Genomic DNA, 20,658 nt, shown 5'->3' on the forward strand with positions numbered 1-20,658 from the left:
GACTGTTTTGTCGGCAACCCGCGGCTTTAGGCAGTCCTCTGCACTCGGAGCACCTTACGGCGCAACCAGAACTGCCGACCGCCACCCATATAGAGCCGGCTGCGTTCAAGCTCCCATTTGCCATATTCCGCGTGCTCGGTCAGTCGCTGTCGTGCGTCATTAATGGATTCGCGCGGACTGACGGTGAGCACCAGGTATTCGTATTGCCGGGCATAATCGCGTTCCCGACGCACCGATCCGGCCTGCTCCTGGGGGGTGCGGCGTGGAAGCTTTGATTCAAATTCTTCTTCCATGACTCCCTATTTTCGTCCTCAAGGGCTAACGTCTTAGGTATGAGCATAGATCCGCGTGTCGCATTGCAGACCCTTACTACCGCGCTCGAAGAGCATTTGGCTGCCTCAATTGCGCGTCGCGGAGATGATGATCCCGCCGTTGAGGCCAGTTATTTAGCCATTGCTGACGCTTTCGAGGTCTATGAGGAAGTGCTCTACGACGCTCACGGCGAAGTTACGCCATTGGTCATTTATGAAGAAGATGACGATGACGATGACCTAGATGATCGGGATGAAGATCTAGAGCTCAGCAAAGACTAAGACTGGGCCAGTTCGACACTGCGACTCAGCTAGCGACCCACGCCAAGTTCAAAACCTGCACCGACCGAAACCTCGTCAAGCACTTCGGTTATTTGCTCGGGCAATGGCTCCAAATTGCTGGCCAGGATCGTTTTCAATTGAGTCGAATTTCGTGGGCCGACCACGGCAGTGGCGACCGCAGCCCGATCCAGCAGCCAGCTCAGCGCCAACTCACCGGTGCCACGGTCAAGGCCTTTCGCTGCGGTGATCAAAGCCTCAGTGATCCGGCTCGCCTTCCCTGAAAGATAGGGCTCCACATAGCCAGCCCAACGCTCGGAAGCGCCACGCGAGTCGCTCGGGATCTGGCCCCGATACTTACCGGTCAGCACGCCACGACCCAAAGCGCCCCAGCACATGATCCCGATCCCGGCGTCCTCAGCAGCGGGAATCACTTCTTGCTCGGCGCTCCGATTGAGCAGCGAATACTCCACCTGATTGACCACCAAAGGTTCAGCGCTCAGTTGGGCTGCCTTGGCCAGTTGCCAGCCCGCATAGTTAGAAACCCCGGCGTAGCGCACCCGGCCCGAACTAACCGCGTAATCCAAAGCGGCGAGCGTCTCCTCAAGAGGTACATGCGGATCCCAGGTGTGCGCCAGCCACAAATCCAGGTAATCGGTGCCAAGCCGGGCTAATGAAGCGTCCAGCCCGGCGAGCAGCCCACGTCGCGAGCAATCGACCATGCGCTGGCCCTTGCGACGTTCAATTCCAGCCTTGGAGACCAAAACGATTTCTGGTCTGGCCACCACATCGCCAATCAATTCGCCCAGGATCGCTTCACTGCTGCCTTCGCCGTAGCTCATCGCGGTATCCAGCACAGTGCCGCCAGCGGCGAGATAATCGCGCAGTAGCTCGCGGCATTGCTCTTCATCAGTGACGGTTCCCCAGGACATGGTGCCCAGGCTGAGAGCAGAAACGCGCAGGCCACTTTGACCAAGGAATCGTTGTTGCATGAGCCAAGCTTACGTGTCGGGGAAGTGCTCCGTGCAGCAAGCCGCCGTCGCTATGGCATAAAGTCATCTACGTGAACTGGTTAGAAGCTGCCTTCTTAGGGCTGATTCAAGGATTGACGGAATTTCTGCCCATCTCCTCAAGCGCCCACCTTTTTATTGTCGGCAAATTAATCGGCCTAGAGGACCCAGGGGCGGCCTTTACCGCGGTGAGCCAGCTAGGCACCGAGGCCGCCGTGGTGGTGTTCTTTTGGCGGGACATCGTCCGCATTATTAAGCATTGGTGGCTTTCCATCGTCGGAAAGTTGCCGCGCAACGATCCGGATGCCAGGATGGGCTGGCTGGTGATCATTGGTTCTATCCCCATTGTGGTCATCGGCATTCTTTTCCAGAACGCCATTGAAGGCGCACTGCGTAATCTCTGGTTGGTAGCGACCAGTTTGATCGTCTTCGGCGTGATTCTGGCAGTTGCCGATGCGGTGGGGAAGCACCAGCGCAAACTGGAAGACCTCACCGTTAAGCACGGCATTATCTACGGGCTGGCGCAATGTTTGGCGCTGATCCCGGGCGTCTCACGCTCCGGTGGCACCATTACCGCCGGTTTGCTGATGGGCTACACCCGCGAAGCCGCGGCACGCTATTCTTTCCTGCTGGCGATTCCGGCCGTACTGGGTAGCGGATTCTATGAACTGTTCAAGATCTTCGCGAAACATGAAGGCAGCCAGGAGGTTTTCGGTCTCGGCGAGACCGCACTGGCCACCGTGGTCGCCTTTATCGTCGGGTATCTGATCATTGGCTGGTTCTTGAAGTTCATCTCGAACAATAGCTACCGGCTCTTTGTCTGGTACCGAATCGCGCTCGGCCTGCTGGTCTTTGTGCTGCTCGGCTTCTCAGTGATCACCCCCGCATGAGGTCCTGGCAGGAACCGGCCCGCAGCCCGCTGCCCGGCCGGTTGGCATCACTGGAAATCTTTGACACCATGAGCGGCAGCCGGCAGGCGCTACCGGTGCAGGGCGAGGCAAGTCTCTACGTCTGTGGCATCACCCCTTATGACGCCACCCATATGGGCCATGCGGCCACCTATTTGACCTTTGACCTGCTGGGCCGAGCCTGGCGGGATGCCGGGGTGACGGTGCGCTACGTGCAGAACGTCACTGATGTGGATGATCCACTTCTGGAACGAGCCGAGCGTGACGGAGTGGACTGGCGCGAGCTCGCCGCCTCGCAAACCGATTTATTCCGCGCCGATATGGAGGCGCTGCGGGTGCTGCCGCCGCAACACTACATCGGTGCCGTCGAGGCCATTGAGTGGATCGTTCCCGAGGTGGAACGATTGGTTGCCGAAGGACTGGCTTATTCGGTTCCGGGCGGAGATATCTATTTCGACGCAATGGCGGCCTCCTCAGGCCGCTCCGACGCCTTCTCCCTCAGCCTGCTCACTGGTGCTTGGTGGCCGGTTTTGCTCTCCGAGGCTTGGTGGTTAGGGCAGGTCTCCGGATTGAGCGAAGCCGAGATGTTGCCCCTTTTCGCCGAACGGGGCGGAGACCCCGATCGAGAGGGCAAGCGGAACCCGCTCGACCCCCTATTATGGCGAACGGCTCGTGAGGGCGAACCACACTGGCCCGGCGGCAGCCTCGGGGCTGGCCGACCCGGCTGGCACATCGAGTGCACGGTGATTTCCCGTCGCTTCCTGCCAGCGCCCTTCACCGTTCAAGGTGGCGGTTCTGATCTGATTTTCCCGCATCACGAGATGAGTGCAGGTCATGCTTGGGGCCTGAGCGGGAAGCAGATGGCCAGTTATTACGCCCACACAGGAATGGTGGGCCTGGACGGCGAAAAGATGAGTAAGTCCAAAGGGAACCTAGTCTTGGTCTCGGCGCTACGCGCCGCCGGAGTCGAGCCTGCCGCTATCCGGTTGGCGGTGCTGGCTAATCACTACCGCAGCGATTGGTTCTGGACCGATGAGTTGCTCAGTAATGCTCAAGAGCGGCTCCAGAGCTGGCGTACTGCGTTGCAAACGGTGCAAGCCGAGACTGCTTTACCCCTGCTGGCCGAACTGCGGGCTGCGTTGGGGAATGACCTCGACGCTCCGGCCGCTCTGCTAGCCCTTGATCGCTGGGCGGCCGCTAGTCGGCAGGCTAAGCAGCACAGCGCATCCGACGCCGAACTGGTCCGACGGGCTGTCGATAGCTTGCTAGGTGTCTCGCTATAGGCTTGGTAAGACTCCCCGGCGATTGAAACGGCGAAGTCTGCGAAGTAATAACGACGTAGTGCCCCGACGCCGGGAATCAGCCCTGGCCTTTGTCCTTGCCGCGACGGCGTAAGTAGCGTTCGAATTCCCGAGCGATCGACTCACCGCTCGCCTCGGGCAGATCAGCGGTGTCCTTTGCCTCTTCCAGCTGGCGCACATAGGCAGCCACCTCAGGATCATCGGTCGCCAACTCGTCCACCCCGCGCTCCCAAGCCTCAGCTTCCTCGGCGATCTCCGCCGTCTCAAAGGGGGACTGCAGCAGTTCCTCAATTTTGTGCAGCAAAGTCAACTCAGCTTTGGGGGAGGGCGATTGCGCGACATAATGCGGTACCGCGGCCCAGAGCGAAAGCGTCGGCAAATCACGTCGCGCCGCCGCATCGGCGAGCGCGCCGACAATACCAATTGGCCCCTCATACTGTGGTGCCTCAAGGTTCAGCCGCTCGCGAATCCGGTCGTCGTCGCTCGTCGAGGTGACCGGGATCGGCCGACTATGTGGCACATCGGCCAGCAACGCCCCTACCAGCACTAGGCAGTCAACGCCTTGCTGCGTTGCGTGCTGCAAAAGCTCCTCGGTGTAGGCGCGCCAACGGTAAGACGGTTCAATGCCGTGCACCAGCACCACATCGACCTGGCTGTTCGGCAGGGAAACCTTGGAGAGCCGGGTGGTCGGCCATTTGACCTTGCGGGAGCCATCCGAGGTGCGCTTAATGACCGGTCGGGTGAACTGAAAGTCGTAGTAGTCCTCGGCGTCGATTTTGCCGATCTTCCGCGCCCCCCAATGCTTGTGCAAATATTTCAGCGCATCGCTGGCTGCGTCTCCGGCGTCATTCCATCCTTCGAAGGCCGCAAGCATCACGGTGATCCGCTGATCGGGGGAGACCGATGGCAAGAACTGGCCGGGCTGGTCGGCATCGTCAAATCTGCTCACCCCACTACCCTACGGCTCTGCCCAGCAGCCTGCAGGTTGTGGGCCGACTAGTTCCCGGCGATTCGCTGAGAGCTTAGCTTTGATTGGCTGCACACCTCCGAGGCTACCGCCCGGTAAAATGGCTTCATGCATTCTTCCTACCCTGAGTCAGACCTGTCCGGGCAAGCCGAAGGTCTCTCAGTCACCGACCTCGCTAGCCAGCCGAACCCCAGCGCTGGCGCGCTCAAGGCGGTGCTCTGGGATATGGATGGCACCCTTGTCGATACCGAGCCGTACTGGATTGCCTCTGAGCACGAACTAGTCGCGGAGTTCGGTGGCAGCTGGTCTCGACAGCAGGCGCTCACCCTGGTAGGTCAGTCGCTCTGGTTCTCGGCCGGAGTCTTGCAAGACGCCGGCATAACCATGAGTCGCCGGGAGATCATCGACGAACTCACCCGGCGGGTCATCGCTCGGATTCAAGAATCGCTGCCCTGGCGGCCTGGGGCGAGAGAATTGCTAGCCGATCTGCGCGATAACGGTATCCGTTGCGCCCTGGTCACCATGAGCGAAGGGCCGCTGGTTCGAGAGATTCTCGCCGCCCTGCCTGCCGGGAGCTTCGAGTTCACTGTCACGGGCGACCAGGTTGAGCAGGGCAAGCCACATCCGGAACCCTATCTGCGGGCGGTGCAGCAGCTGAGTCAGAGTGATCCGACCCTGTTGGTGCAAGACTGTATTGCTCTGGAGGACTCAGTGCCCGGCGTGCAATCAGCGATGGCTGCCGGACTGCTCACCATTGGCATCCCGCATTCGGTGCCATTACCGGCGGATCCCGGCCGGGTTACCTGGGACACGCTGGCTGAGCGTCGAGCCGAGGATCTGATCTCGCTGAAAGCGCAAGGTGTGTAGTGAGCGATCTCAATAGTCAACAGCAGCCCGCGCAGACCGGGCCGCCAGCTCGTAGGGAAGGCATTCCGCTCGGTCGGATTGCCGGAATCCCGATTATCTTGGCATACTCCTGGTTCTTAATAGCAGCTTTCACCGTGTTGGTTTTCGGTCCGGTGATCTCCGTTGCTTTTCCGACGCTGGGATTTGGAGCGTATGGGGTGGCTTTCGTCTACGCTCTACTGCTGCTGTTCTCAGTGCTCATCCATGAGCTGGCGCATGCCTTAGTCGCCAAAGGGTACGGCTGGCCAACACAGAAGATCGTGTTAAACCTCTGGGGCGGCCACACCCAATTCGAGAACTTCACCGCGACACCTGGGCGTTCCCTGGTGGTCGCGTTCTCCGGACCAGTGGCCAATTTTGTCTTGGCTGGGCTCGGCTGGTTGCTGGTGTTGAGTCTGCCGCCGGCTTCTTCGGTGAGTTTTGCCCTCGCCAATGCTCTGGCCAACATTTTTGTCTGGGCCAATTTCCTGATTGGGGCGTTTAATATTCTGCCGGGCCTGCCCCTGGACGGCGGCAGATTGGTGGAATCAATTGTCTGGAAAATCACCGGAAGTCAGGAAAAGGGCACCGTGGCGGCGGGCTGGGCCGGCCGGGTTGTGGTGGTGCTGTTACTGATCTTTACCTTGGGTGTGCCCTTTGCGTTGGGCCAGTCGCTCAATATCCAGACCGCTTTATTCAGTCTTTTTATCGCCGGGTTCCTCTGGGTTGGGGCTAGCCAGGCAATCAGTACCGCCCGGATGAGGCTTCGGCTTCCGGATATCAGTGCAGGGAAACTTTGCAGCCCGGCTATCGGCATGCCCGACGACGTTTCGGTGGGCCAGGTGCTCTCAATGCTTTCCCGGAACGCCGGAGTCAGTGTCATTCTGACGCTCAAAGATGGTCGTCCGGCCTATCTTGTCGATCCTTTGACGCTGGCCACCGTACCGATGACTGCTGCTGCCTCGACGCCGGCCACCGCTGTCTCACACCCGCTGCCTGCGGGCGGTTATGTACCGGAAAATGCCTCCGGTCAGGAGCTGATTCAATATCTGGCGCAGCTTTCCGGTAGCGAATACGCGGTCACCGATTCTCGTCACCAGGTGATGGGTTTGCTAAGGCAACAAGTGGTGGTCGCCGCGATGACCGGAAGAAATCTGCCGAATAGCTAAGCCGGACTGGTGGTTCAGTCGGTCCGATGATCAGTAGGCTTTTGTACAGCAACAGGATGGAAACGCAATGAGCTCTCAAGAACGTAACGCCGACGGTCTACCGCACGGTGCTGCCGCGCGTCGCGGTCCGTTCCGGGTGGGTGAGCGGGTGCAACTCACCGATGAACGTGGCCGGATGAACACCATCACGCTCACCGAGGGGGCAGCTTTTCACACTCACAAGGGATTCCTCAACCATTCAACGCTGATTGGCCAGCCTGAGGGTTCAATCGTCAGTAATACCACTGGACAGCTGTATCAGGCGCTCCGGCCTTTATTGAGCGACTTCGTGCTGTCGATGCCCCGTGGTGCGGCGGTGGTGTACCCCAAGGATGCTGGCCAGATCATTACCATGGCCGATATTTATCCCGGTGCCCGGGTCGTCGAAGCCGGGGTCGGCTCCGGAGCATTGTCGATCTCACTGCTGCGCGCGGTAGGGGACCAAGGCTATTTGCACTCCTTTGAACGTCGTGAAGAGTTTGCCGCGATTGCCAAGGGAAACGTGGAGACGATCTTCGGCGGTCCGCATCCGGCCTGGCAGATTTCATTAGGTGATTTTCAAGACGAAGTGCTCAAAGCCGAGCAGCCCGGCAGCATTGACCGGGTGGTGCTCGACATGCTGGCACCCTGGGAGTGCCTGGACGCGGTGGCAACGGTACTGGCGCCGGGTGGCGTGTGGATCAACTATGTCGCCACCGTGACCCAGCTATCCCGCACCGCGGAAGCGATTCGAGCCGACGGTCGGTTCACCGAACCGGAGTCCTGGGAGTCGATGGTGCGGGGCTGGCATCTTGAAGGACTCGCAGTGCGGCCCAACCATCGGATGGTGGCCCACACCGGATTCTTGCTGATCAGTCGTAAATTGGCGGTGGGCGCCACCTCGATGGGAGTGAAGCGGCGCCCTTCAAAGACGGAGTTCAGTGCCGAGGACCTGGAAGCTTGGACACCGGGTTCAGTGGGTGAGCGAGCCGTTTCCGATAAGAAACTGCGTCGCGCAGCCCGCGACGCCGTGGCGACCACACAAACCAGGGGACATGTCGCGCCGGCAGTGGAATCGACTGCTGAGCAGGCTGAGGAAGTCAGCCAGCACACCGATTTTCCGGAATAGTAACGAGCCACGGAAAGCGCCGCCACGCCTAAACGTGGACATCAGGTGAGCTTCGACGGCTCGGTGTTCTAGATTGGTAGTAGACGTTAAGCAGGCGTTAAGGAGCTGATCATATGACGCAAGAATCTCAGCCGGACTTCCACGCTGATAACACCGAACGGGACTATCAGGCGCTGGAACGGCAATTCAATGTGCTCCGGGACAAGCTACGACACGTCGATAAGCAGTTGGCAACTGCTACCCAGAGCAATACCCGGATGATCTCAATGCTGGAAACTGCGAAAGCCGAGATCCTCAAACTCAAGGCGGCGCTGGAAAAAGACGGCCAAGCGCCATACAACTTTGCCACCCTGACTCAGGTGAACCGGCGGAACCCCAACGCTGTTGGTGCAAATGCTGTCACCGATGAGACGGTTGATGTCACTTTCCAGGGCCGCAAGGTCAGGGTGGGGATCAGTCCCTTGGTGAATATTGCCTCACTCAGCCCCGGCCAGGAAGTGCTGCTGAACGAGTCGTTGACGGTGGTGGCCGCACTCGGTTTCGAACGAACCGGTGAACTGGTTACCGTGAAGGAGCTACTGGGGACTGATCGGGTGTTGGTTACCGGCCGCGCCGATGAGGAGCGCGTGCTCAAACTGTCCGGGGCGCTGCTGAGCCAGAAGATCCGAGTTGGCGATGCCCTCTCGATCGACTCGCGTACCGGTTATGCACTGGAAAAGGTGCCGCGCTCAGAGGTGGAGAACCTGATCCTGGAAGAAGTACCTGATATTTCTTACCACGATATTGGTGGACTGGGTCCGCAGATCGAACAGATCCGGGATGCCGTCGAACTGCCCTTCCTGCACCCTGATCTCTACCGGGAGCATGGTCTGAAACCGCCGAAAGGCATCCTGCTCTACGGTCCGCCAGGTTGCGGTAAGACGCTGATCGCCAAGGCGGTAGCGAACTCGCTGGCGGCGCGCGCCGCAGAGCGCAGTGGCGATAAAGAAACCAAGAGCTACTTCCTGAATATCAAGGGACCGGAGCTGCTGGACAAATACGTTGGCGAGACAGAGCGACAAATCAGGTTGATCTTCGCTCGTGCTCGGGAAAAGGCCTCTGACGGCAGCGCGGTGGTGGTGTTCTTCGACGAAATGGACTCGCTTTTCCGCACTCGGGGCACCGGGGTTTCCTCTGATGTGGAGACCACCATAGTGCCTCAGTTACTCAGTGAAATTGACGGGGTGGAAAGGCTCGACAATGTCATTGTGATTGGCGCTTCCAATCGCGAGGACATGATTGATCCGGCCATTCTGCGCCCCGGCAGGCTCGATGTGAAGGTTAAGATTCAGCGTCCCGACGCCGAAGCGGCCGCCGATATTTTCGCTAAGTATGTCACCGCCGATTTGCCGTTCCATCAGGACGATGTGGCGGCACACGGTAATAGTGCCCAGGCCACAGTCGATGCGATGATTCAGCGCACCGTGGAGGCGATGTACTCAACTGATAAGTCAAATGAGTACTTGGAAGTCACCTACGCCAATGGGGACAGCGAAATGCTGTACTTCAAGGACTTCAACTCCGGTGCAGTGATCCAGAACGTGGTTGATCGGGCCAAGAAGTACGCCATTAAAGATCTGCTCATGACCGGCGACAAAGGCATCCGAATTGATCATCTGCTGCGCGCCGTGGTGGATGAGTTCCGCGAACACGAGGATATGCCGAACACCACTAATCCCGATGATTGGGCGCGGATTTCGGGGAAGAAGGGTGAGCGGATCACCTATATTCGAACCATTGTGCAAGGTAAGGCGGGGCAGGAACCGGGCAAGACCATCGAGACCACGCCGAACACCGGACAGTATCTATGAGGTCGGTAGCTTGAGCGCTATTCGGGTGATGGGGGCGGAAACCGAGTACGGTATCCACACCCCGGGACGGGGTGGGTTCAACGCCACCTGGCTTTCCTCGCAGATTGTGCACGGCTATGCCAAGCTCAGTTCGGAACACGCCGCTGGGGGAGCGGAGACTCCGTGGGACTATAGCGATGAGTCACCATTGGCCGACGCCCGAGGCTGGACCATGCCGCGCGAGCAGGCGCATCCCTCACAACTCACCGATGAACCCCAGGTGCTGACCGCGGCAGGTATTGCACTCTCCGACTGGGAGTCGGCGTATCCACTGGATATTGCCGACCCGGTCGACGCACCGCCGATGGTGATGAATATGGTGCTGGGAAACGGTGCAAGGCTGTATGTCGATCACGCGCACCCGGAGTACTCTTCGCCGGAAGTCAGCAACCCCGAAGATGCTCTGATCTGGGATTTCGCTGGTGACACCGTGGCGCGCCAAGTGCTTTCTGCAATAGCTGCTCGCCGCGCTGCCGGGGAGGAAGAACTACCGGAGATTCAGCTCTACAAAAACAACACTGATAGCAAGTCCGCTTCTTATGGCAGTCATGAAAATTATCTGATGCCCAGGTCGGTGCCCTTCGGACAGATCGTGGCCGGGTTGACACCGTTTTTCATCACCCGTCAGCTGATCTGCGCTGCGGGTCGGGTGGGCATAGGACAGGACTCAGCCACCGCCGGGTTCCAGCTCAGCCAGCGAGCTGACTTCTTCGAGGCGGAAGTGGGGCTGGAAACCACCATTCGACGTCCCATCATTAACACCCGGGACGAACCGCATGCGATGGCGGATAAATATCGGCGGCTGCACGTGATCATTGGTGATGCCAATTTGAGTCAGCTTTCTCATTACCTGAAATTTGGCACTACAGCCTTAGTGCTCGATCTGATTGAACGCGGTCTAGCGCCAAAGTTGGAGGTCTGGGAGCCGGTAGAGGCGCTCCGAGCGGTCAGCCACGACCTTTCACTCAAGCGGCTCTATCGCTTGATCGATGGACGAAGGGTGACCGCGCTGGACATCCAATGGATGTACCTGGAGGCTGCGCAACGGGCGGCTGAGTCGAGCCCTGACCGGCACACTGCGTTAGTGCTGACCCGCTGGGAGCAGCTGCTGACCGGCTTGGCCGTAGGGCCTGAGGCGGTGACTGAACAACTGGAATGGGCAGCCAAACTGGCGCTGCTGCAGCAGTACCGCGAACGTGACGGACTGGCCTGGGATGACGCGCGACTGGCGCTCATTGACCTGCAGTGGGCCGATGTCAGGCTCGATAAAGGGCTGGCCAACCGGTTACAGGCGCGCGGACGCCTTGAGACATTGGTGTCGCAGCAGCGCATTGATGCAGCGGTATTGAACCCGCCCGAGGACACCCGGGCCTATTTTCGGGGCGAGTCGATTCGGAGATTTGGTCCTCAGGTGATCGGCGCCAGCTGGGATTCGGTGATTTTTCAACTGCCAAATCAGCGTAGGCTGCAGAAGGTGCCGACTCGGGATCCACTACGCGGTACCAAGGAACTAGTCGGGCCGCTTTTCGAAGCGCATCAGCAGCTGGAGGATTTCCTCAGCGCCCTCTTGGGGCCGCGTTAGCTCGGCAGTCAAGGCTAATGCCGACGGCTCAGCTCGCTGGCCTGGTGGTTATTGGAATCGGCCGAATTGCTGGCCGATCTCAGCCAGTGGAAGCCAGCTGATTCAGCGCTAAGAATAGGGCAGCATTGTCCGGGGCGGTCCTGCCATCGGGCAGTTCCAAGGTGTCCTCCAAACCCAACCGGAGCTGAAAGCCGTGCCGCAGGGCGTAATGAATCGCCGGCCAGCAGCTGCTTCCCTCGCCGTGCAACAGCATTGGCAGCTGGGTGTTGCTGTTGCTCAGGATGGCGAGGATTTCCTCCGCTGCGCTGGGAACTTCGGCGGCATCGAGGCCCTCGGGCAACTCGATCAATATTCGTAACGTGCTGCTCTCGCGCTTCGGCCAGCGTGACCAAGCCCTGGCCGCCGCCGGGTGGAAGATACCGGCTTCCACCGCCACCCCGCGTGCTAGCAAGGCCTCGGCTAAGGCCACCGCATCCGGTTCATGCCAATTTACCGAAGCGAACTCGGGCAGGACCTGCCAGTTCGCGATCGCGGCGAGCCGTTCCGGCGTCGAAGCGATCCAATCGCCAGTAGTCACGCCAATAGCTAAACCAGGAGCGGCAGCACGAATAGCGGTCAAGGCCTGGCCTACGCTCGATGCGGCCAGCGTGTCCCGGCCGGCCTCATCTTTGGCATGAATATGCACTGCCTGAGCACCCAGCTGCCTCACCGCCACCGCGTCGAGGGCAAGTTGCTCCGCGCTAACCGGTAAACGGGGGTGCTCAAGCGGCTGCCGGGCACCATTCAAACAGGCCTTGAGAAACATGATTCAATGCTGACACAGCGCACCGACACCCGGCTCAGGCTGGCTGCTCTGATTTGTTCCGGGAACGTGGCAGGATGAGAGAAGAACGTCCGATCTCAAGGAGGATGAAATGGCTGGCCAGGAGCAGAAGAACTTTCAATCACGGGATGAAGAGCAAGACCTTCCCGATCTGCCGGTGCCCGCACCGAGCGCTCCACAAACCAGCGGACACACCGAAGGCCTTGACGATCTGCTCGATGAGATCGATGGCGTGTTGGAATCCAATGCCGAAGAGTTCGTCCGGGGTTTCGTGCAAAAGGGCGGACAGTAAGTCCGATGGCTGTCTTTCCGCATTCCGGCCAGCCGTCTGCGGGCCAGGCGATACGTGACTTGGCTGCGGCCTCGACGTCGTCCTTTACTGAGCACCTGGCTCAGTCCCGCCCCGAGTTGCTGCCATTTGGCCAGAACCTGCCCGCCGGGGTAGTGCCACCAACTCCGCATGCCACCACCATCGTTGCGATGACCTTCGCGGGCGGCGTGCTGATGGCGGGTGACCGGCGCGCCACCATGGGCACCATGATTGCCAGCCGACATATTGAAAAGGTCTTCCCGGCTGATCAGTATTCAGTGCTCGGGATAGCCGGTACCGCTGGCCTGGCCATCGATATCACCAAGTTGTTTCAGGTCGAGCTGGAGCACTACGAGAAAATCGAAGGCACCATTCTTTCCCTGGAAGGCAAAGCTAATCGGCTGGGCGCCATGGTGCGAGGTAACCTTCCGATGGCCCTTCAGGGTCTAGCCGTGGTGCCGTTATTCGCAGGTTTCGACACCGTGAGCTCGGTGGGCAGGTTGTTTTCTTATGATGTCACCGGCGGACGTTATGAGGAACTGGAGCATCACAGTGTCGGCTCTGGCTCGGTCTTTGCGCGCGGTGCCATGAAGAAACTTTGGCGGCCTGGGCTGACCGAGGACGGGGCGATCCGGGTGGCGGTCGAGTCGCTCTTTGACGCAGCGGACGACGATTCGGCGACCGGTGGCCCCGATATCGTTCGCGAGCTCTGGCCGATTATTTACACCGTCACCCGAGGCGGTGCGCGCAAGGTTCCGCACGCTACGCTCAGCGCGGTGGTGGAAGCCGTGGTATCGGAGCGCACCGAACTGGGCAGGGAGGCCTGAGATGACTCAGCAGTTCTATGTCTCACCGGAACAGGTGATGAAGGATCGCGCCGATTTCGCCCGCAAAGGCATCGCCCGTGGTCGTTCGGTGGTGGTTATTTCCTCCGCGGAGGGAATCTCCCTGGTGGCCGAAAATCCTTCACCGTCGCTGCATAAAATTGGCGAGATCTATGACAAAATCGGCTTTGCTGCGGTCGGTAAGTACAACGAATTCGAGTCGTTACGGCAAGCTGGGGTTCGCTATGCCGATGTGCGGGGTTACTCCTACGACCGTCAGGATGTCACCGCGCGAGGCCTGGCCAGCGTCTATGCGCAGAGTCTGGGTGCTGTCTTCACCGCGGAACAAAAGCCTTTTGAAGTAGAACTAGCTGTCGCCGAAGTGGCGGCTCATCAAGACGAAGATCACCTCTATCGGCTTACCTTTGATGGTTCAATTGCCGACGAAACAGGTTTCATTGCGATGGGTGGTCAGGTCGAATCGGTCTACGCGGCAGTGGCCGAGGCTTGGCGCACCGAACTAAGCCTGGCCGAATCAATAAAACTTGCCGTTCACGCGCTGGCCGCCGGTAGTTCCGCCAGCCAGGCCGCAGAGCCAGAGGCCGAGCAGAGCGGTCCGGAGCTCAGTCCGGACACACTAGAGATTGCGGTGCTCGATCGGCATTCTGAGACGAACCGGGGCAGCGTGCGGGCCTTTCGACGGCTGGGACGTGAAGAAATCGCCGCGCTGCTGGCTTAGACCCTCACCGGCTGGCTGCTGCCAGCACCGGGCCGGCGGACGGCTGAGCAAAATCGATGACTTTCAGGGAGTGGAATGGACAAGAGAATCTTCGGCATTGAGACCGAATTTGGGATCACCTTTTCAAGCCGGGACTCCAGGCCGCTTTCGCCGGAAGAGGTGGCTCGGTACCTGTTCCGAAAGGTGGTTAGCTGGGGGCGCAGTTCGAATGTTTTCCTCGCCAATGGTTCCAGGCTCTATCTAGATGTCGGCTCGCATCCGGAATACGCCACCGCCGAGTGCGATGACATTGCGCAGTTGATTGCGCAAGATCGGGCCGGCGAGCTGATCCTGAATGAGCTGGTCGCTGAGGCGGAGCATCGGCTCTCCCTGGAAGGCTTCAAAGGCCAGGTTTTCCTGTTCAAGAACAATACCGACTCTGCTGGCAACTCCTATGGCAGCCACGAGAATTATCTGATTGGCAGGAAAGGTGAGTTCAGCAGGCTGGCCGATGTGCTGATTCCCTTCCTGGTCACCCGTCAACTTATTGCCGGTGCCGGGAAGCTGCATACCGTGGCTGGTCAGGCACATTTTTCCTTCTCACAGCGTGCCGAGCATATCTGGGAGGGTGTCTCTTCGGCGACCACTCGGTCTCGGCCAATTATTAATACCCGAGACGAACCACACGCGGATGCTGAACTTTACCGACGGCTGCATGTCATTGTTGGTGATTCAAATATGTCGGAGACGACAACGATGCTCAAAGTCGGCACAGTTGATCTGATTCTGCGGATGGTTGAAGCCGGTGTGCTGATGCGCGATCTACGATTGGAGAACCCGATTCGCAGTATTCGTGAGATTTCTCAGGATCTGAGCGGCACGGTGCCGGTGAAGCTTGCCAACGGCCGGGTCTTGAGCGCGCTAGAGATCCAACGTGAGTATTACCAAAAGGTCAGCGAGTTCATTGCGAGTGCTGGCGCGCACACCCCCTTGGTGCCCCGGATCATGGATCTTTGGAACCGCACCCTGGACGCCATTGAACAACAGGACTATCGCAATATCGAGACCGAAATCGATTGGGCAATTAAGAAGAAACTCATCGATTCTTACCAGAGCCGCCACGATTTGGCTCTGGACTCACCTAGACTGGCGCAGCTCGATCTGACCTACCACGATATTTCACCCAGCCGCGGCTTGTTCTACCTGCTCCAAGCACGTGGGGCGGCCGCCAGAGTGGTCGATGAAACAGCGGCCCAACGGGCAGCCGAGGAACCACCGGAGAGCACCAGAGCCGCGCTGCGCGGACGCTTTGTCCGCGCAGCCCAAGCGGCGGCACGTGATTACACGGTCGATTGGGTGCATCTCAAACTCAATGACCGGGCACATCAGACGGTGCTCTGCAAAGATCCGTTCCGAAACGAAGACGAGCGGGTAGACGCTTTGATCGATTCGCTGGCTGCGTCAAGCTGAGAAATCACCGACTAAGTCAACTCTCAGGCATAGCCGCTAAGATGGTCTCGGCCTCCCACGGCTGAAGTATTCGGACGAAGAATTGAGATTTTGTGCGTCGATCCATGGCCCTGGCGGCCGCTATTGTGCCCTTGACCGTTCTGCTCGCCGCTTGCGGTACCGGTGCGGGGAGCAGCAGCACCCCGACGAGCCCGGTGGCTTCGGCCAGCAGCTCTTCCACGGCAGCTGATCCGGCGGCTAATTCTGCCGCCTTGGACAGTGTAAAGCTCACCCCGGGCGCCGCTGGCAAAGCTCCTAAAGTGGAGTTCACCACCCCGCTGAAACTGGAACAGCCGGCCATTAAACGGATCTCCGATGGCACCGGGGCAGTGGTAGCCGATGGCCAGGTGTTGCAGCTGCATGCCGTCACAGTCTCCGCTGAGGACGGCAAGGTACTTAATGACAACTATGGTGGCCAAGCCACCACCGTGGTGGTCAACGACGCCTTTAAACAGGGCTATGCGCCGTTTTACACCGCTTTTGTCGGTGCCAAGGTTGGCGCTCAGATTGCTTACGGCATTCCGGCGCAACAAGCGAATGGCCAGCAGCAGCCCGCGCAGCTCGCCGTCTACCTAATTCAAAGCGCGAAGCCAGCACCGGTAAAGGCACCGCAGAGTGAAGTTGACCAGCTCGACTCAGCTGGGAAGCTACCCACCGTCAGCTTCGACGCCAAGCAGGTACCCTCGGTTAAAATCCCAGCGGTGGCTGCCCCAGATAATCTGATTGTCAAGGTGCTCAAGCCTGGCACCGGCGGAGAACTCAAAGCGAGCGATCGCATCAACGCCAACTACAGCGGCTGGACCTGGGGGGACAGCAAACAATTCGACTCTAGCTACGCCAAAGGTCAGCCTATTGCCTTCGGTCTCAATGAGGTTATCCCAGGCTGGACACAGGGACTCACCGGCCAGAAAATTGGTTCCACGGTGTTGCTGGTGATCCCCACCCCATTGGCCTACCCGGATGCTAGCCCAACTAACGGCAAGCCCGCTGGTCCACTGGTCTTCGTCGTAAATATCGCCTCAAAAGCCTAAAAAGTTCACTCTCTTTAACATCAGCTTTCAACCCGCTAAGGAGCAAAATGTCATTCGGACAACGTAATTATGATCGCCAGAAGCCGGAAATCGACTTCCCCGAACACGAGGTGCCCACCGAACTGGTGATCGAAGACATCAGCGTTGGTGGCGGAGCCGAGGTCAAAGCCGGCGATAACATCTCTGCGCACTATGTTGGCGTGGCGTTCTCCACCGGCGAGGAATTCGACTCCTCCTGGAACCGCGGCACTCCGCTGGACTTCACAGTCGGCGTCGGCCAAGTTATCCAGGGCTGGGACCAGGGCCTGCTCGGCATGAAGGTTGGCGGCCGACGCCGGATTGAGATTCCCTCCGAGCTCGCCTATGGCGAGCGCGGCGCGGGGGCGGCTATTGGTCCTAACGAGGCGCTGATTTTTGTGGTCGATTTGGTGGGCATTAGCTAAGACACGCGCTAGCAAACGATCAATACGAGAAACGGACACGGCACCAGCTGCTTTCTAATAAGCTGGAGCCGTGTCCGCTTCTCGTACCGAGCGTTTGCTCAATTTACTGATTGCCCTGTTGGAAACTCGCCACGGCAGGAGCAAGGATTTTCTGCGCCGTAATATTCAGGCTTACCGCGAATCACCGTCAGAGGAAGCCTTCGAGCGGATGTTTGAGCGGGACAAAGTCGATTTGCGCGCGATGGGCATCCCCTTGGAGACCTATCACGAACCGGGGGCTTTTGAGGAGGACCTTGCCACCACTAGCTACCGGATTCCGAAAGAGAAATATCGGCTTCCCGAGGTCCGCTTCAGTGTCGAAGAGGGTGCCGTGCTTTCCTTGGCAGCGAGGCTGTGGGGACGCGCCGCGCTCGGTACCGCCGCCGCCAGAGCGGTTCGGAAAATTGAGACTCGAGGTGGATTGCCGGAGGATCTTCCGGCCGAGCCGTTGCTCGAACCTCGGATCAGTACCCGCGAGCCGGCCTTTGAGGAATTACTGGAAGCCGCCACCGCTCGCCAGGAAGTGGCTTTTCACTATCAGGGCGCAGCGGATCAGCAGCCGCGACTCAGGCAGGTGCAGCCCTGGGGGCTGGGCCAAAAATTCGGTAATTGGTACCTAGTCGGTCTCGATATCGACCGCCAGCAACAAAGAATGTACCGGCTTTCCCGGATCATCGGTAACACTCAGCTTCGGCGAGATAGCAGCTTTGAGCGGCCCGAGGGCTTCTCTGTGGTCGAGGTACTGGACAAGATGGAATTGCCGCCTCGCGAGCTGGCCGTGGTTTCGATCAGGCAGGGCCGCGGCCAGGCGCTCCGGGAGCGTGGCACGCAGCAATCTAGCACTGCGGAAGGGTGGGACCGCTACCAGCTCAGCTATGGCTCACTGCCGGGCTTTGCCGCCGAGCTGGCCGGTTGGGGGCCACATGTGATGGCGGAGAGCCCTGAACCGCTTGCTGGCGTGGTACAAGCCAAACTCAACGCGGTGCTAGAAGCTGCTCAGTCAGCGGTTCCCGAGCTGAAGTTCGAAGCCAAGTCGGTGCGGCAGAGTCGCAGCAAGGCCACCGCGCAAGATCACCTACGCCGTTTGGTCGATCTGGTGCCCTTCCTGGTGCATCACCAAGGTATGCATCTGGATGACATTGCCGCTGAGTTTGGCATTAATAGACGCCAACTGGAAGCTGATCTGAACATGATGATGGTGAGCGGTCTGCCTGGCGGCTTCCACGGTGATTTGATGGACGTGAGCTGGGATGACGACCACGTTTACATCGCCGACGCCGAGGAACTCTCCGAACCGGTGCGCTTTAGCCTCGACGAGGCCTCAGCACTACTGGTCGGTTTGGAAACTCTCAGCGCCTTGCCCGGCTTGGCCGGAGATTCAGCGGTGCGGACCGCGATGGCCAAGATTAGCGCCGCCACTGGTGAGGCAGCAGAAGGCATCACCAGCACGGTCGGGGTGCGTTTGGCACCAGCACGCGATAGCGAGAACCTTGAGCTATTGCAGCAGGCAGTTCAGCAACGTCGTCAGCTCAAGCTGAGCTACTTAGTGCCGCATCGGGACGAGATCACCGAACGCACGGTAGATCCGATCCGGGTGTTCTCCAATGACCAGTCCTGGTATTTACAAGCCTGGTGCCATAGCGCTGAGGCGCAACGAATTTTCCGCTTGGACCGAATTCGTCATGCCGAGCTAGGAGACGCTATCGAGAGTTCGGTGGAATCCGCCTTCCCGGAGAGCCTCTTCACCCCGAGCGCTCAGGACACCGAGGTGAAGCTACTGGCACAAGCCTCGGCTCACTGGGTGGCTGAGTACTACGATGCCCAATCAGTGTTGGAGATCAATGACGACGGGCCCTGGGCCTATCTGATCACCATCCGGGTGGGTAACACCGACTGGTTGCCGCAGCTAATTGCCCAAAATGCGGGCGCGCTGCGGATCATTGCCCCCGATGACGCCGCCCAAGCTTCGCTTGAATGGGTCCGGGAAGCCCTAGAAAACTACCGCTGAGTGTGCAGATCTACACCTTAAACCCGTCGAATAAGGTGTAGATCTGCACACTCGAGTGCGGTTTAGGCGGCGACTTTGCGGCGGCCGCGACGCACTAGGCCGAAGTAGGCGGCGATCATCAGCAAGTACCAAATCGGCGCAGCGTAGAGCGCGATTCGGGTGTCTTCAGCGAAGCCCAAAGCAATGATCACCAGGGCGAAGAAAACCAGCACCACCCAGGCCATTACCTTGCCGCCGGGCATTTTGAATGTGGAATTCCGGTGCAGTTCAGGGTGTTTCTTACGGTAGGCCAGGTAGGCGACTACGATGAAGCCCCAGACCGTGATGAACAGAATTGCTGAAATCGACGTGACCAGGGTGAAGGCTTGGCCCACCGAGTCGCCGGCGTAGAGCAGCACCACGCCGGGGAGCAAGCAAATGCAGGAGAGCAACAGTGCTCGCGCTGGCACCTTGGACTTGGAGAGCTTATTGAATACCGGCGGAGCCTCGCCGTCGCCAGCCATCCCGTACATAATGCGGGAGGTGGAGAAGATGCCGGAGTTGGCGCTCGAAGCGGCCGAGGTGAGCACCACGAAATTCACCATTCCGGCGGCGCCAACTAGGCCAGCGAGAGCGAACATTTCGACGAACGGACTCTTATCGGCGCTGGCATAGTGCCAGGGTGTGACCGCCATAATCACGATCAGCGAGCAGACGTAGAAGAGCAGCACGCGAATCGGGATCGAGTTGATTGCCTTGGGCAGGGTCTTCTCCGGTGCCTTGGTTTCTGCCGCGGCGGTACCGGCAAGTTCGATACCTTGGAAGGCGAAGATGGCGATCTGGAAGCCGCCGATGAAGCCCATGAAGCCCTTCGGGAACATCCCGCCGTCGTTCCATAGATTCGCCAGCGAAGCGGTGTCACCATTGGGTGATTTGAAGGCGATGGCAATCAGCACGACGCCGGTCACCACCAGGGCGATAATGGCCACGACCTTGATCAGCGCGAACCAGAATTCGAGTTCACCGAAGAGCCGGACGGCGACCAGGTTGAGCACTAGGAAGAGTGCGATAGTCAGTAGTGCCGGTATCCATAGCGGCAGATCCGGGGCCCAGACAGCAACGTAGCCTGAGATCGCGATGATGTCGGCAATACCGATGATGATCCAGCAGAACCAGTAGGTCCAGCCGACCATGAAACCGGCCCAGGGACCGATTAGATCACCGGCGAAATCTGCGAAGTTGCGGTACCCGGAGTTTGAGAGCAGCACCTCGCCCATAGCGCGCATCACGAAGAACAACATGAAGCCGATGATCATGTAAACAAAGATCACGCTGGGGCCAGCGACGGAGATAGTCTTGCCAGAGCCGAGGAACAAACCGGTGCCAATAGCACCGCCAATGGCGATCAACTGGATGTGTCGGTTACTCAAACCACGGCTGAGATGTTCCCCGTGGTCATCGTGTTGCATGGGAGCGTTCGGGGTCGACGCTGTTGGTTTGGTCGGCATGATTCCTTCATTGTCTCT

The 20,658-nt window shown here is 59.2% G+C and carries 20 protein-coding genes; 15 read left to right on the forward strand and 5 right to left on the reverse strand.

Translation table 11 applies throughout. From position 1 onward, the window contains the following. Window positions 1-26: 26 nt before the first annotated feature. Entirely contained in the window at window positions 27-293 is a 267-nt protein-coding gene (locus UM93_RS04280) for a DUF5703 family protein (protein WP_045073884.1), read from the reverse strand. Between the two features lie 39 nt (window positions 294-332). On the opposite strand from UM93_RS04280, the gene UM93_RS04285 reads away from it, so the two are divergent. After that, window positions 333-593: a hypothetical protein gene (locus UM93_RS04285; protein ID WP_045073886.1), complete on the forward strand. Its 261-nt coding sequence runs from the start codon at window positions 333-335 to the stop codon at window positions 591-593. A gap of 29 nt (window positions 594-622) precedes the next feature. On the opposite strand, the gene UM93_RS04290 is transcribed toward UM93_RS04285, so the two are convergent. After that, window positions 623-1,582 (reverse strand): aldo/keto reductase, encoded by a 960-nt coding sequence (locus UM93_RS04290; RefSeq protein WP_045073887.1) that lies wholly within the window; start codon window positions 1,580-1,582, stop codon window positions 623-625. Window positions 1,583-1,653: 71 nt separating this feature from the next. On the opposite strand from UM93_RS04290, the gene UM93_RS04295 reads away from it, so the two are divergent. After that, window positions 1,654-2,490: an undecaprenyl-diphosphate phosphatase gene (locus UM93_RS04295; RefSeq protein ID WP_045073889.1), complete on the forward strand. Its 837-nt coding sequence runs from the start codon at window positions 1,654-1,656 to the stop codon at window positions 2,488-2,490. After that, window positions 2,487-3,791: a cysteine--1-D-myo-inosityl 2-amino-2-deoxy-alpha-D-glucopyranoside ligase gene (gene mshC, locus UM93_RS04300; RefSeq protein WP_045073891.1), complete on the forward strand. Its 1,305-nt coding sequence runs from the start codon at window positions 2,487-2,489 to the stop codon at window positions 3,789-3,791. The genes UM93_RS04295 and mshC overlap by 4 nt, the downstream gene beginning before the upstream one ends. A gap of 76 nt (window positions 3,792-3,867) precedes the next feature. On the opposite strand, the gene UM93_RS04305 is transcribed toward mshC, so the two are convergent. Continuing rightward, on the reverse strand, window positions 3,868-4,758 hold the full coding sequence (locus UM93_RS04305; protein ID WP_045073892.1) for a PAC2 family protein: 891 nt from the start codon (window positions 4,756-4,758) through the stop codon (window positions 3,868-3,870). A 126-nt stretch (window positions 4,759-4,884) separates the two neighbouring features. On the opposite strand from UM93_RS04305, the gene UM93_RS04310 reads away from it, so the two are divergent. From UM93_RS04310 to dop, 5 genes are all read left to right on the forward strand, one after another. Next, window positions 4,885-5,643, forward strand: a complete 759-nt coding sequence (locus UM93_RS04310; protein ID WP_052663622.1) for an HAD family hydrolase — start codon at window positions 4,885-4,887, stop codon at window positions 5,641-5,643. Then, window positions 5,643-6,830, forward strand: a complete 1,188-nt coding sequence (locus UM93_RS04315) for a site-2 protease family protein (protein ID WP_045073893.1) — start codon at window positions 5,643-5,645, stop codon at window positions 6,828-6,830. The genes UM93_RS04310 and UM93_RS04315 overlap by 1 nt, the downstream gene beginning before the upstream one ends. Window positions 6,831-6,897: 67 nt before the next feature. Next, window positions 6,898-7,977: a tRNA (adenine-N1)-methyltransferase gene (locus UM93_RS04320; RefSeq protein ID WP_045073894.1), complete on the forward strand. Its 1,080-nt coding sequence runs from the start codon at window positions 6,898-6,900 to the stop codon at window positions 7,975-7,977. A 113-nt stretch (window positions 7,978-8,090) separates the two neighbouring features. After that, window positions 8,091-9,827 (forward strand): proteasome ATPase, encoded by a 1,737-nt coding sequence (gene arc, locus UM93_RS04325; protein WP_045073895.1) that lies wholly within the window; start codon window positions 8,091-8,093, stop codon window positions 9,825-9,827. 28 nt (window positions 9,828-9,855) lie between these two features. After that, window positions 9,856-11,448 (forward strand): depupylase/deamidase Dop, encoded by a 1,593-nt coding sequence (gene dop / locus UM93_RS04330; protein ID WP_082057017.1) that lies wholly within the window; start codon window positions 9,856-9,858, stop codon window positions 11,446-11,448. A 79-nt stretch (window positions 11,449-11,527) separates the two neighbouring features. Here the strand turns inward: dop and UM93_RS04335 are convergent, their stop codons facing one another. Then, entirely contained in the window at window positions 11,528-12,253 is a 726-nt protein-coding gene (locus tag UM93_RS04335) for a 3-keto-5-aminohexanoate cleavage protein (protein WP_045073897.1), read from the reverse strand. Between the two features lie 109 nt (window positions 12,254-12,362). Between UM93_RS04335 and UM93_RS04340 the strand changes: the two genes are divergently transcribed. From UM93_RS04340 to UM93_RS04370, 7 genes are all read left to right on the forward strand, one after another. Then, complete coding sequence (locus UM93_RS04340) at window positions 12,363-12,563, forward strand: ubiquitin-like protein Pup (protein WP_045073899.1); 201 nt, start codon at window positions 12,363-12,365, stop codon at window positions 12,561-12,563. A 5-nt stretch (window positions 12,564-12,568) separates the two neighbouring features. Continuing rightward, window positions 12,569-13,408 (forward strand): proteasome subunit beta, encoded by an 840-nt coding sequence (prcB, locus tag UM93_RS04345; protein ID WP_045073900.1) that lies wholly within the window; start codon window positions 12,569-12,571, stop codon window positions 13,406-13,408. A 1-nt stretch (window position 13,409) separates the two neighbouring features. Next, a complete protein-coding gene (gene prcA / locus UM93_RS04350; RefSeq protein WP_045073901.1) occupies window positions 13,410-14,144 on the forward strand; it encodes a proteasome subunit alpha in 735 nt (244 codons plus the stop codon). Window positions 14,145-14,219: 75 nt separating this feature from the next. Then, on the forward strand, window positions 14,220-15,593 hold the full coding sequence (gene pafA / locus UM93_RS04355) for a Pup--protein ligase (RefSeq protein ID WP_045073902.1): 1,374 nt from the start codon (window positions 14,220-14,222) through the stop codon (window positions 15,591-15,593). A 92-nt stretch (window positions 15,594-15,685) separates the two neighbouring features. Then, window positions 15,686-16,663, forward strand: a complete 978-nt coding sequence (locus UM93_RS04360) for an FKBP-type peptidyl-prolyl cis-trans isomerase (RefSeq protein WP_157874096.1) — start codon at window positions 15,686-15,688, stop codon at window positions 16,661-16,663. Window positions 16,664-16,710: 47 nt separating this feature from the next. Then, on the forward strand, window positions 16,711-17,106 hold the full coding sequence (locus UM93_RS04365; RefSeq protein WP_045073904.1) for an FKBP-type peptidyl-prolyl cis-trans isomerase: 396 nt from the start codon (window positions 16,711-16,713) through the stop codon (window positions 17,104-17,106). 70 nt (window positions 17,107-17,176) lie between these two features. Beyond that, window positions 17,177-19,153, forward strand: a complete 1,977-nt coding sequence (locus UM93_RS04370; protein WP_045073906.1) for a helix-turn-helix transcriptional regulator — start codon at window positions 17,177-17,179, stop codon at window positions 19,151-19,153. Window positions 19,154-19,215: 62 nt separating this feature from the next. Here the strand turns inward: UM93_RS04370 and cycA are convergent, their stop codons facing one another. Then, on the reverse strand, window positions 19,216-20,640 hold the full coding sequence (gene cycA / locus UM93_RS04375; protein WP_052663624.1) for a D-serine/D-alanine/glycine transporter: 1,425 nt from the start codon (window positions 20,638-20,640) through the stop codon (window positions 19,216-19,218). Between the last annotated feature and the right edge of the window lie 18 nt (window positions 20,641-20,658).

Source organism: Psychromicrobium lacuslunae (genome assembly GCF_000950575.1).
In the GTDB taxonomy this organism is placed as follows: Bacteria; Actinomycetota; Actinomycetes; order Actinomycetales; family Micrococcaceae; genus Renibacterium; species Renibacterium lacuslunae.